Annotated in this window: 9 protein-coding genes; 4 read left to right on the top strand and 5 right to left on the bottom strand. The window is 63.8% G+C overall.

Going from position 1 to position 12,459, the window contains the following annotated elements; genetic code table 11:
* Positions 1-17: 17 nt before the first annotated feature.
* Positions 18-1,010 (bottom strand): Bug family tripartite tricarboxylate transporter substrate binding protein, encoded by a 993-nt coding sequence (locus tag LN047_RS20750; protein WP_373980070.1) that lies wholly within the window; start codon positions 1,008-1,010, stop codon positions 18-20.
* Positions 1,011-1,119: 109 nt separating this feature from the next.
* On the opposite strand from LN047_RS20750, the gene LN047_RS20745 reads away from it, so the two are divergent.
* From LN047_RS20745 to cyoE, 4 genes are all read left to right on the top strand, one after another.
* Entirely contained in the window at positions 1,120-2,019 is a 900-nt protein-coding gene (locus LN047_RS20745) for a LysR family transcriptional regulator (RefSeq protein WP_373980069.1), read from the top strand.
* A 118-nt stretch (positions 2,020-2,137) separates the two neighbouring features.
* Positions 2,138-2,401, top strand: a complete 264-nt coding sequence (locus tag LN047_RS20740) for a winged helix-turn-helix transcriptional regulator (RefSeq protein ID WP_373980068.1) — start codon at positions 2,138-2,140, stop codon at positions 2,399-2,401.
* Between the two features lie 417 nt (positions 2,402-2,818).
* Entirely contained in the window at positions 2,819-4,045 is a 1,227-nt protein-coding gene (locus LN047_RS20735) for an MFS transporter (RefSeq protein WP_373982165.1), read from the top strand.
* Between the two features lie 337 nt (positions 4,046-4,382).
* On the top strand, positions 4,383-5,237 hold the full coding sequence (cyoE, locus tag LN047_RS20730; protein ID WP_373980067.1) for a heme o synthase: 855 nt from the start codon (positions 4,383-4,385) through the stop codon (positions 5,235-5,237).
* Positions 5,238-5,242: 5 nt separating this feature from the next.
* Here cyoE and LN047_RS20725 read toward each other — a convergent pair whose 3' ends face one another.
* The 4 genes from LN047_RS20725 to LN047_RS20710 are packed head-to-tail and all read right to left on the bottom strand — an operon-like array spanning position 5,243 to position 12,134.
* Positions 5,243-6,190, bottom strand: coding sequence for a LysR substrate-binding domain-containing protein (locus LN047_RS20725; protein WP_373980066.1), 948 nt, complete (start codon positions 6,188-6,190; stop codon positions 5,243-5,245).
* A 57-nt stretch (positions 6,191-6,247) separates the two neighbouring features.
* Positions 6,248-7,684, bottom strand: coding sequence for an efflux transporter outer membrane subunit (locus LN047_RS20720; RefSeq protein ID WP_373980065.1), 1,437 nt, complete (start codon positions 7,682-7,684; stop codon positions 6,248-6,250).
* Positions 7,681-10,860, bottom strand: coding sequence for a multidrug efflux RND transporter permease subunit (locus LN047_RS20715; protein ID WP_315130531.1), 3,180 nt, complete (start codon positions 10,858-10,860; stop codon positions 7,681-7,683). The genes LN047_RS20720 and LN047_RS20715 overlap by 4 nt, the downstream gene beginning before the upstream one ends.
* Positions 10,861-10,895: 35 nt before the next feature.
* Positions 10,896-12,134 (bottom strand): efflux RND transporter periplasmic adaptor subunit, encoded by a 1,239-nt coding sequence (locus LN047_RS20710; RefSeq protein ID WP_373980064.1) that lies wholly within the window; start codon positions 12,132-12,134, stop codon positions 10,896-10,898.
* Positions 12,135-12,459 lie beyond the last annotated feature (325 nt).

Genomic DNA, 12,459 nt, shown 5'->3' with positions numbered 1-12,459 from the left:
AAAAAGAGAGAGGGGGCTTATTCGGCGGAAAGACGGGCGTCTTTCACCACCTGGCTCCAGCGGCGCTCTTCGGCGTCGATGAAGGCGGCGAATTCGGCCGGACCGGCGCCGGACGGTTCGGCGGCGTCGTGGGCCAGGCGCTGGCGCACCGCGTCGGTCTGCAGCGCGCGCTGGGCGGCGGCCTGCAGGCGCGAGATCGCTTCCTGCGGCGTGCCGGCCGGCGCCAGCAGGCCGAACCATTGCGAGCTCTCGAAGCCGGGGTAGCCCTGTTCGGCCACGGTTGGCACGTCCGGCAGGATCGGCAGGCGCTGGGCCGAGCCGACGGCGACGATCTTGATCTTGCCGGCCTGCGCATGCGGCAGCAAGCCGGGGATGCCGGCCGCGGCGGCGTCGATGTTGCCGGCCAGCAGGTCTGTGACCTGGGCGCCGGTGCCCTTGTACGGCACATGCACCACGTCGATGGCAGCGGCGGTCTTGAGCATTTCGAAGGCCAGGTGGCCGGCGCTGCCGTTGCCGGCCGAGCCGTAGTTCAGGACGCCGGGCTTGGCGCGCGCCAGCGCCACGAATTCGGGCAGGGTGGCGGCCGGCACCTTGGCGCCCACGGCGAACACCATGGGCAGCTTGGCCAGCAGGATGATGGGGGAGAAGTCGCGGCGGGGGTCATACGCCAGGTTGGGCATCATGGTCGGGTTCACCGCCAGGGTGCCGACGTGGCCCAGGATCAGCGTGTAGCCGTCGGGCCGCGCGCGCGCCGCCTCCACCGTGGCGATGCTGCCCTGGCCGCCGCCCTTGTTCTCGACGATGACCTGCTGGCCCAGGTCGCGCGACATCTCCACGGCGACGGCGCGCGCCACCACGTCGGAACTGCCGCCGGGTCCGTAGGGCACCAGCAGCCGGATGGGGCGTTGCGGCCAGGCGTCGGCGTGGGCGAAGAAGGGGGCGGACAACAGCAAGGGGGCGGCAGCCAGCACCAGCGCGGTGCGCAGGCAAGCTCTCCGTAGCGGCTTCATGGACGGGGTCTCCTGTTCGGGCCGCTATTGGTTGCGGCTGGGAGATATCGTGCCCCGCGCTCGGAATCGAGTAAAGTGCAAAAATTCGTTCAATTCTTGATGAAAACGCATGAATTTCGACCTTGCCGATTTGCGCGCCTTTCTGGCGGTGGCCGACCTGGGCAGTTTCCGCGCCGCGTCCGAGGCGCTGCACCTGTCGCAGTCGGCGCTGTCGCGCCGCGTGGACAAGCTGGAGGCGGCGCTGGGCGTGCAGCTGATGACGCGCACCACGCGCAAGGTCGAGCTGACCACCATCGGCCGCGGCTTCGTGCCGCGCGCCCGCAGCGTGCTGAATGAGCTGGAGAGCGCGCTGGTCGGCATCCGCGACGTGGCCGAGCGGCTGTCGGGCATGGTGACGATTGCCTGCGTGCCGTCGGCGGTGGCGTATTTCCTGCCGGATGTGATCCGCGAATACCACGCCAGTTATCCGCGCATCCGCATCCGCATCATCGACGAGTCGTCCTCGCAGGTGCTGACGGCGGTGGCGCGCGGCGACGCGGATTTCGGGCTGACCTACATCGGCACCAACGACGCGGAGATCGAGTTCAAGCCGTTGCTGGAAGAGCCGTTCGTGGCGGCGGTGAGCCGCCAGCATCCGCTGGCCAAACGCAAGTCGGTGGATTGGGCCGACCTGGAGGCGCATCCGTACATCACCCTGGCGCAGGGCAGCGGCAATCGTTTCCTGATGGACCAGGCGCTGGTGCACAGCGGCAGCCGGCCGCGCGATTTCTGCGAGGTGCAGCACGTGCCGGCGCTGGTCAGCATGGTGGAGGCGGGCCTGGGCGTGGGCGTGGTGCCGCGCCTGGCGATGCCGGATGAGGACCACGGCACCCTGGTCAGCGTGCCGCTGCGCAATCCCGCCGTGAGCCGCACGATCGGCCTGATCCATCCGCGCGGCAAGACCTTGAATCCAGTCGCGCGGCTGTTCTACGACCTGCTGGCGCAACGAGTAGGAGCGCGCCAAAAGTGACGGGCCCTCTAGTGGCGGCCTGAAATGTCGATTCCGTTATGGCTTCAATTGCCCGAACGGGGAAGCCGTGGGTTACTGGGCGTCGTCCACACTCTGGGCGTGTAGGGACGGCTGCGCCATGCGGAGATCGGCAGGCGCATGCACGGGGGTTACCCAACGCATTCTGGCGCTCACCCTGCGCCAGCTCGAGCGTGAAGGTCCGGTGCTGCGTCATGACTTCGGAAAAATGCCTCCTAGGGTCGAGTTCGAATTGTCCGTGACCGGCATGGAGTTGCTGCTGCGTATGGTCCCACTGTGGACCTGGATGGTTGAGAACGCGGACCGCTTCCGAGAAGCGCGGCAGAAATTCGACAGACGGCAGCTAGCGATTCTTAACCGCTAGCTGCTTGGACACACTCGGGCACTGACCTAGCCTCTCTTCTGAGGTTGCAAATTGGAAGCCCCACCTATGAGCGGAGCGAGCGGCGCTTGTTGGCCGAAAGCGGCGGTCGATGACAGACAGCTCCCGACCCAAAGCGGAAGTTCAAAGCGAAAGCTTGACGGCGGCTTCGCGCAAGTTGTGGTTCTTCGATTTGCTGGACTTCAAGCCTGATAGCGACGCTTCAACGACACCGTTCAGTGACTCCGACTTAGAGGCGCTGGACATATGACGCTGATTGGCACGGCAGTTTTTAAGGGAATTACGTCATTTGCGCTGGTGCGTGCTTCGGTAAAGTCGGGCCTGTCGAACCCGTCAACCCCAGCAGGCCGCGCTTGCCGAACCGGCCTCCCCATTCCGTTCATTCCCACCGATCGCGCTATGCCCCTATCAGCCTCCCACATTAAGGGCCGTCGCAACGCCCGTATCTTGGCTATCTGCCAGGGCCTATTCGTCGCCGCCATTTCCATCGACTTGACGCTGACGGCATTGACCGGCCACATGCTCGCGCCCAACAGAACGTTGTCGACGCTGCCATTTGCATTGATAACGGTAGCGGGCGCTGTGGTCACCTGGTTCGCTTCGTTGCTGATGCAGCGCATCGGCCGGAGAAATGGCTTCGCGCTGGGCGCCCTGGCCGGCGCGGCGGGCGGCGGCCTATCGGTTTGGGCCGTGTTCCACGCCGATTTCTGGGTGTTCTGTGTCGGCACCGCACTAGTCGGCGTGTTCCAGGCCTTTGCCCAGTACTACCGCCTAGCGGCGGCCGACGCCGTCGAACCCGCAGCCAAAAGCCGCGCGATCTCGGTGGTAATGGCCGGCGGTGTCATCGCCGCGGTTGCCGGCCCCGCGCTGGCCACCTGGAGCCGTGATTTGTTCGCACCAGTGACCTTCGCCGGCGCCTATCTAATGGTGACCTTGCTGGCACTGCTGTCCGCCGCACTGCTCTGGGGCGGCTATCGCGACGCCGAAGCGCCGGCTATGGGCGGCCTGGCCCAGGCCGGTCTGCCGGCGCGGCCGCTGCGCGAGGTAGCGCGTCAGCCCGTGTTCGTGGCCGCCCTCGCCAACAACGTAGTCGGATCGGTCTCGATGATGTTCATCATGACTGCCGCGCCGCTGGCCGCGGTGGCGTGCAGCCACAGCATCGGTGACGGCGCCAACATCATGCAATGGCACCTGGTCGGCATGTACGCGCCGGCTTTCTTTGCCGGCGCGCTGATCCAGCGCCTCGGCCTGCCGCGGGTGCTGGGCGCCGGCATGCTGCTGAACGTCGCCTGCTCGCTGATCGCGATGGCCTCGGCGTCGTTGCCCGCGTTCTATGCGGCGCTGTTCTGCCTGGGCGTGGGATGGAATTTCATGTTCGTCGGCGGAACCACGCTGCTGGCGCAGTCCTACCGTCCCTCGGAACGCGCCCGCGCGCAAGGCGCGGCCGAGATACTGCGTTATGCCGCTACCGCGCTGGCCACGCTGGCGGCCGGACCGGCGCTGGACGCCTTCGGGTGGGAAGCGCTGAACGCGGCCATGTTGCCGGTGGTGCTGGCTGCCGGTCTGATGACATGGTGGTGGGCTCGTGGGCCGGCCCGGGGGGCTGCTGTGGCCGGGCCGGGCTAAGCCTGTCTCGGAGCGATGATGCCGAACAGCGAGGTAGCAACAAAATCGTCCCAAGACGGCCTTCGTCATCGGTCATTCGTGGCGTCGGTATCTGCGGGATCTTTGTCCGGCATTTCACTTTCGTGCCCTCTCGTCCAGAAGGTATAAAGCTTCAGTTGCAACGAAGCGTTCCGTAATTCAGGGACCCCTCCGCCACATTCGACCGTATCGCAGTGACTTCCGATTGATCCGACAGGCCCAGGCTTTGGCCCACCGATCGCGTGATCACGGTTCTGCCTGTCATCCAAGCCTGTTCCGCTGTTCCTTGTCTGCGGTCAGTCCGACCCGACAAAATTCTATGCATCGCACCTATTTCGAGTTGGTCAAGCCAGGCATCGTGGCCGGTAACCTAGTATCTCTCGTCGGCGGCTACCTGCTTGCATCGCGAGGCGTCGTGGATGCCATTCATATTGCACTGGTGATGTCTGGAGTCGCGCTCGTAATCGGATCCGGATGCGCCGCCAACAACGTGATTGACCGTGACATCGACCGGCTCATGGAACGCACCTATACGCGCCCGATGGCCGCCGGCAGCATTTCGATAAGGTCGGCTCTGACCTTTGCCTGTATTCTGGGTCTCGTCGGGTTCTGGCTTTTGTATGTCGCGACGCGTCGAATTGAGCCGCTGGTCCTGATGCTCATCGGATACATTGTCTATGTAGGCCTGTACTCGCTTTTCCTGAAACGCAGATCGGTCCACGCCACGTTGGTCGGCAGCATATCGGGCGCGATCCCGCCTGTCGTGGGCTATTGTTCGGTACGCGGAACCATCGACACGGCCGCTGTCGCGCTCTTCGTGATCTTCGGAATATGGCAAATGCCTCATTCGTACGCCATCGCCATGTTTAGATGGAAGGACTATGAAGCCGCGTGTATCCCCATACTGCCCCTGGTGAAGGGGCGGCATCAAGCGAAGAAGCGCATCGTTTTGTACATTGCCGCATTTCTTGTGGCCGCGCTTTCCCTGGCGGCGCTTGGTTACGTGGGAAATCTCTACATCTCTATAGTTCTATTAAGCGGACTGTACTGGCTGAAAACTGCCATGGACGGGTTTACGGCCGGCGATGATGTGCGCTGGGCGCGGCGGGTGTTCGCGGCTTCCATCGCTGCAGTCGTGCTGATCAGCGTGGCAATGGCTATAGATGCCATTTGAAGACATCAGCAATCCTGCAGATAAGGATGAATGAAATCCAGGAACGCCTTGACTCGCGCCGGCACCTTCCGGCTAGGGAGCAAGGCGACGAGCGGCACAGGAAGCAAAGACCATTGCCGCAGAACCTGGGAAATCTTGTCGTCGCCGCCGGCCTTTGCGGCCTCGAACTTCATGAGGGGCCCAATGCCGATTCCTGCGCGGACCAATGATCGGATCATGCTGGAATCGTTAGCTGCGACTTTGCCCGATACCCGCACCCGATCCACTCGTGCCCCGGAGCGCAACACCCATTCGAACTCGCCCCTGCGCGCGCCGGCAAGGCATTGGTGCCTGGCCAAGTCGGCCGGTGACCGGGGCGCGCGATGCCTATCAAGATAGTCAACGGATGCGTAAAGGCGCGGCGTCATCGCGCTGATTACGTGCGCAATCAGGCTGGAGCTCGGTTGGTGGCCGAAGCGCAACGCGACGTCGCAGGTGCTGCTGATCGGGTCGACGTGCTGATTGCCCAACTCGAAATGACAATGGATATCGGGATACCGGCGGTGGAAGGCGTCGATCACTTTAGGTACGAGTGCCTGTGCCAGTGAGGCGGGTAGCGACACGCTTAGTTGCCCGCTGGCGCAGGCGATGCTTGTATGCAGCTGCTCGTGCGCAACACGAGCTTCATCGATGAGGCCCCGGCAACGCTCGAAGTAGAGCGCGCCGGCCTCGGTCAGGCCGATTTTTCGAGTGCTGCGCCTGAGCAACTGCACTCCCAGATCGCGTTCCAACCCGCTCACTCGCCGGGAGAGCGTCGACGGAGGAACTCCCAGCGCCGCGGCGGACAGGCTGAAATTGCCCCGCCTCGCAACCTCGATAAACATGGCAATGTCGTTCAGCTGTATGTTCGCGCGGAGCGCATTGGATGACGAGCGGGCCGGGCCAAGAATCGCCGTCGGGATATCTGCCTTCATGCTCCACGCCCTCCATCCACGGATAATCCGCCTTGAGCCCATCCAGAAGACGGGGAACTACTTGGCAACCACGCGGTCAGCGCGGGCCGACTCCCAGCCACCGCCGAGCGCCTTGAACAGGTCCACTTGAGCATTCACGACCCGCGCTTCGCTTTCGGCAAGCTGTGCCTGCGCGTCAGCATAGGTGCGCTCGGCGTCGAGCAGAGCCAGACTGTCGGCGCGCCCCTCCCGAGCTTGTGCCCGAACGATGCGCGCCACGTTCTCCGCCTGGTCCCTGGCCGCGGCCAACGACCAGCGCCGGTCCAGGCTTTGGGCGTAGTTCGAGAGCGCAGTTTCCGTTTCGCTCAAGGCCTGCAATATCGTCCCATCAAACGCCGCCAGCGCGGCCTGGGCGTCGGCGGTCGCGCCGTCGATGCGGGCGCGGATCGCTTCCTGATTCGGAAACGACCAGGAGAGGAGCGATCCAGCCAGCCAGCGTAGCGGGCCACTTCCGAAGAAGTCGTCTAGGCGTAACCCGGTAGAGCCGACCGACGCGCCGATGGAGACGCGCGGATACAGATCCGCCGTCACCACGCCTATCCTGGCCGTTTCCGCCGCCAGTCGTCGTTCTGCAGCGCGGACGTCCGGACGCCGGGTGAGGAGGGCCATCCCGTCGCCGATAGGGATGGGCTGCAGGATCGTGGGCGGTGCCGCGAGGGCGCTGGCCTCAGAGGGGAGGTCCTTGGGCGCTCGGCCGGTGAGCAGGGAGAGCCGGAACAGCTCGGCCTGGCGCTCGGCAACGATCCTGGGAATGTCGGATCGTCGCTGCTCCCGAAGCGCCGCGATACGCGCGGTGTCGAGCGAAGTTGTCAGGCCGGCGTCCTCCCTGCTGCTCGTCACGCCGACCGAGCGGTCCAGCAACTCGACGATCTGCCGCGCCACGGCCAGGCGGTGCGCGGCGCTGGCGGCTCCCAGATAGGCGCGGGTGGTCTCCGCTACGGTCGATACCCGCACGGCGTCCAGCTCGGCCTGTGCCGCTTGGTAGTCGCCCCGCGAGGCTTCGATGTTCCGCTGTACGCGGCCGAAAAGGTCTACCTCGTACGCGACGGACAGGCCCGCATCGACAACGGTATTCTCGCGATCGACGCCGGGCGAGGCCTGGATGGTGGATTGCCGCTGGCGGTTCACGCCTGCGGCGATCTCAGTGCTGGGCAGCCGATCGGCGGACGTTTGGCGAAGTTGGGCGCGCGCGCGGGCGAGCCGAGCGATCGCCACGCGCAGGTCGGTATTCGAGGCGAGCGCATCTTGTACCAGCCTGTCCAGCACCGGGTCGTGGTAGAGCTTCCACCAGTCGGCGGAAACGGGCGTGGCGTCGGGCGCGGTCGCATCGCTTTGGGTCAGGAAAGGCCCCGCCGCGGAAGCCGGGAACGGCGGTGTCTCATAGTCCGGGCCGATCGCGCACGCGCTCAAGAGCAGCGGCGCAACCAGCATCGATAGGGTGTGCAATCGAATCACTTGATGCTTCCTGATTGTTCGTGCCGCGATGCCAGCGAGCGGGCGCCGGTCTGCCGGGACAGCCGATCTCCGAGCTTGCGGCAAACGACGTAGAACGTCGGGGTATAGAGCAGGCCGAAGACGGTGACGCCGACCATGCCGAAGAAAACGGAGGTGCCCAGGGCCTGCCTCAACTCGGCGCCCGCGCCCGAGGCTAGGAGCATCGGCACAGCGCCAAGAATGAAGGCGAAACTCGTCATCAGGATTGGGCGCAGGCGGGTCTGCGCGGCGCGCACCGCCGCGGCGGCCGGCATCAAGCCGTCTTCCTCTTCCGCCTGTTTCGCGAACTCGACCACCAGGATCGCGTTCTTCGCGGCAAGGGCGATCAGCACCACGAGCCCGATCTGCGTCAGGACGTTGTTGTCCATTCCGCGAAGATTCACGCCGACCATGGCTGCGAAGAGGCACATGGGGACGATGAGGATGATGGCCAGGGGCAAAGTGAGGCTTTCGTATTGCGCCGCCAGTACCAGGAACACAAACACCACCGCCAGCGCGAAGACGAGGCCGGCCGTGTTGCCCGCGATCTTCTGCTGGAACGCGATGCCCGTCCATTCGTAGCCGTATCCCGGGGGCAACATCTGGTCGGCGAGCTTTTCCATCGTGGCTAGCGACTGGCCCGTGGAAGAGCCCGGCGCCGTGTCTCCGTCGACCTCGACCGCGGGGAACAGGTTGTAGCGCACGACCCTAAACGGCCCCGTTTCGCTCTTGAACGTGGCGACCGAGCCGATGGGCACCATGGCGCCGCTATCGGAGCGTGTCTTAAGATTGGCAATGTCGGATTCGCTGTTGCGCTGGCCTTGCTCGGCCTGGGCAACCACCCGGAACGTGCGCCCTAGTAGGTTGAAGTCGTTCACATAGGCCGAGCCGAGATAGACCTGCAGCGCTTCGAAGACGCGATCTGGCGGGACGCCCAGCACCTCGGCTTTGCGCCGGTCGATGTCGGCGAAGATGCGGGGGGTTGATGTGTTGAAGAATGAATAGACCTGCGATAAACCTTCGGTGCCGTTCGCCTTGGCCATGAGTTGATCGGAAATCGTCCCCAGCGGTTTGTAACCGTGGCCGCCGCGATCCTGCACCATCATCCGGTAGCCGCCCGCCGAACCGATGCCGTCGATCAGCGGAGGAGGAATGATGAGAACCCGTGCTTGATCGATGTCCGAGACGGCCTTGCGTGCTTCATCGAGGATGTCGCTGGCGGGGCGGGACCGCTGTTCAAATGGCTTGAGCGGGATGAAGGCGGTGGCGGTGTTCGGGGAATTCGTGTTCGACGCGGCGTCGTAGCCGGGCAGCATGATCGTGCCTCGGACCCCATCGATCTTCAACAAGCGCTTGGACACCTCTTGCACCACGGCATCGGTACGCGCCAGCGAGGCTCCCGGTGGAAGTTGAGTGATCGATATTAGATAGCTCTGGTCTTGCGAGGGTACGAAGCCGGTGGGCGTTACCCAGAAAATGCCTATGGTCGCCAGCACAAGTCCGCAGTAGCTGATCAAGACACGCTTCGGGCGCACCACGAGCCATTGCGTCAATCGGCCGTAGCTAGCGCTGAACCGGTCGAATCGTTCGTTGAACCAGTCGCCGGCAAACTGCATACGCCGGATGATCTGATGCCGACTTTTCTCCTTCGTGTGCGCCCGCAGAAGTACCGTCGCCAAGGCGGGCGAGAGCGTTAGCGACAAGACGAGCGAAATGACGGTAGCGCCGGAAATGGTGAGCGCAAACTGCTTATAGAATGCCCCAGAAAGGCCGGTCAGAAAGAACGTGGGAATGAACACCGCGCAAAGCACGAGCACTATGGCCACCAGCGCCGCCGAAACCTCGTCCATCGAGATGCGAGCCGCTTCTAGCGGGTTCAGGCCCTGAGCGAGGTTTCTTTCCACGTTTTCAACCACGACGATGGCATCGTCCACCACTATGCCGATGGCGAGGACCAGCCCGAACAGCGACAAGCTGTTCAGACTGTAGCCAAACATCGCCAGCAAGGCGAAGGTGCCGACCAGCGAGATGGGAATCGCCACGACGGGGATGATGGCGGCGCGCCAGTTCTGCAGGAAGATGAAGATGACGAGCACAACGAGTGCCGCGGCTTCGAAAAGCGTATCCCGGACGGCTTCGGTAGACTGCGCGATGAAACGCGTTGAGTTCCACATAATCCGGTACTCAAGCCCTGGCGGAAATGCCTTGGCCGCTGCCTGCATCTCGCGTTCGAGAGTGATGCCGGTTTCAAGCGCGTTGGTCCCGGGCCGTTGAAATATGCCGATCATGATGGATGGCTTGCCTGACAAATAGGCATTGGTTCCGTAGTCGTCGGCACCCAGCTCCACGCGGGCGACGTCGCGAACGCGAGTCTGCCGGCCAGCGGGATCCGTGCGGATGACGATGTCGGCGAACTGCTCGGGCTCGCTCAACCGGCCCTGTGTCCGAACGTTTAGCTGGAAGGCGTCGGCACTCGGGGTGGGCGGTTGGCCTAGGGCTCCCGAGGCAACCTGCACATTTTGAGCACGGATGGCGGCGACGATCTCGCCGGCCGTCAGCTCACGCGCGGCGGCGCGCCGTGGGTCAATCCAGACGCGCATGGCCACTTCACGGCTGCCGAAAATTCGAGCCTCGCCGACTCCATCGATACGGCTCAGCTTGTCGCGCAACTGCGTCAGGGCATAGTTTGAAAGATAGGTTTGATCCCGCGAGCCATCTGGAGAAACCAGGTTGATCGCCATCAGGGCACTGGGCGAAGTCTTGCGGGTGGTGACGCCCAGGCGCTGAACCTCTTGCGGCAGGCGAGGCACGGCCGCTGCCACCCGGTTCTGAACGAGCATCTGGGCCGCGTCGAGATCGGTCCCGACCTTGAACGTAATCGATATGGACACCTTCCCGTCCGCCGTGGACTGGCTGGACTGGTAGAGCATGTTCTCTACGCCATTGATTTCCTGCTCGATAGGAGCGGCAACGGTTTCCGCGACGGTTTCCGCCGACGCGCCAGGGTAGGTCGCGGAAACGACCACGGTGGGAGGGATGATGTCCGGATACTGCGCAACGGGAAGTGCAAAATAGGAGATCGCACCCACAATCGTGATGACGATCGCCAGCACCGCGGCGAATATCGGGCGCGTAATGAAGAAGCGCGACAGGCGCATGAGATTTTTCCTTTAGGACAGCCGCCAGTGCATCGTTACGACGCGGACGCGGGCTTGCTGCCGGAAATGGGAGGGGTCGAGTTCCCCATCCCGCTTTGGGAGGCCACCGGTTCCGGCTTCGTTTGTACTTTTGCGCCTGGAATGGCGTGTTGTTGCCCGGCGACGATCACTCGGTCGTCGGCGGTCAGGCCGCCACGTACGATCCTGAGCCCATCAATGAGCGGGCCGAGTTCGATGGCCCTGACGAGCACGGTGCCTTCGGCGGAAACGGTAAGAACCGTCTTGCGCGTCTGGTCCATCTGGACCGCGGAATCGGGGATCAGCAAGGCAGGCGTGCCGGATCCGCTTGCTAGCCTCATGTTTCCGAACAATCCCGGTGTCAAGAACAATCTCGGATTCTCGATCACGGCACGCATCCGTATGGTCCCCGAGCGGGGGTCGATCCCGTTATCCGTGAAGTCGAGCTTTCCGCGCCAGGCGTAGTCAGGCTCATCCTGAAGACGTATCTCGACCTGGGTTTGGGCTGCGCTTGGTTCCTGTGCGCGCATCGCTTTGAGGTACAAGGCTTCCGACGCGTCGAATGTGAAATAGATCGGATCCAGCGCGTTGATGGTGGTCAGGCGGGTGCCGCTACCGGCCTCTCCGCTCATGACCAGGTTCCCCGGGTCGACGCGTCGGTCAGAGACTCTGCCCGTAATGGGCGAGCGTACCTGGGTGAATTCCAGCTCAAGTGACTTCAGCGCGACGCGGGCTTGAGCGCCGGCGACGTTTGCGGTTCCCGTCCGCACACGCGCCTGCAACTGATCGATGTCGCTCTTTGAAATCGCGCTGTCGCCCGCCAGTCGATGCGCTCGCGCGAGGTCGGCGCGTGCCAGCGTGAGCTCGCTGGTCGCGCTCGCGAGGCCGGCTTGCGCCTCGGCGTAGGCGGCCTGGTAGGGGCGCGGGTCGATGGAGAAAAGCAATTGGCCCTGCTGAACGATTTCGCCGTCCTTGAAATGCACCCCTACGATTTGGCCCGACACCCTGGGAAGGACTTCCACGCGGCGGCTCGCTTCGAAACGGCCGACATAGTCGTCCCATTCGATAACGGTGCGCTGCATCGGCAATGCGACGGAAACCGTGGGAGGCTCGAAGGTACCGGCCGACAACGACTTCTTGCCGGGCAGTAGAAACAAGGCGCATGCCGTTGCGGTGGTGAGCCCCACGGCCAGCAGGGCCACGCGCAGGAAGGTCGGTTTTGCTCCCGTGCGGGAGGGAAGGCGTGGACGGGTCATGCGGCTGCACTCCACGCAGGGTTGGACTCTCTATGCTTCATGTTGGATATCGCTATGTAAGAGGACTCGAATGCGCCATGCGTACGTCGGCCACGCTTTTACGGCCTATCCGTTGGCACAGACGCTTTCGTTGGCCCGAGACAATCCGGCCGGCGGATGTGGAAGTCGCGTCGAGCGATGTGAATCCGGGTTATCCCAGGCTTTCAACGTGTGCAGATTCTCCGGGCGGGGAGCCAATGGCAAAAGGACTAAGTTCCCTCCTTTAGAGTCATGGCGCGCTTACGTCTGGCAGAATGTGCCTTGTCGTGCCGGCGTGGCGGTTTTT

It is taken from the genome of Achromobacter sp. JD417 (assembly GCF_041879325.1).
Lineage (GTDB): Bacteria > Pseudomonadota > Gammaproteobacteria > Burkholderiales > Burkholderiaceae_B > Achromobacter > Achromobacter mucicolens.
Note: the sequence above shows the minus strand (reverse complement) of the source record. Positions and strands in the feature narration are given on the sequence as shown.

Bases quoted from the DNA above. Each gene is read 5' to 3' on its own strand.
- LN047_RS20750 (WP_373980070.1), bottom strand. From the start codon at position 1,010: ATGAAGCCGCTACGGAGAGCTTGCCTGCGCACCGCGCTGGTGCTGGCT.
- LN047_RS20745 (WP_373980069.1), top strand. From the start codon at position 1,120: ATGAATTTCGACCTTGCCGATTTGCGCGCCTTTCTGGCGGTGGCCGAC.
- LN047_RS20740 (WP_373980068.1), top strand. From the start codon at position 2,138: ATGCGGAGATCGGCAGGCGCATGCACGGGGGTTACCCAACGCATTCTG.
- LN047_RS20735 (WP_373982165.1), top strand. From the start codon at position 2,819: ATGCCCCTATCAGCCTCCCACATTAAGGGCCGTCGCAACGCCCGTATC.
- cyoE (WP_373980067.1), top strand. From the start codon at position 4,383: ATGCATCGCACCTATTTCGAGTTGGTCAAGCCAGGCATCGTGGCCGGT.
- LN047_RS20725 (WP_373980066.1), bottom strand. From the start codon at position 6,190: ATGAAGGCAGATATCCCGACGGCGATTCTTGGCCCGGCCCGCTCGTCA.
- LN047_RS20715 (WP_315130531.1), bottom strand. From the start codon at position 10,860: ATGCGCCTGTCGCGCTTCTTCATTACGCGCCCGATATTCGCCGCGGTG.
- LN047_RS20710 (WP_373980064.1), bottom strand. From the start codon at position 12,134: ATGACCCGTCCACGCCTTCCCTCCCGCACGGGAGCAAAACCGACCTTC.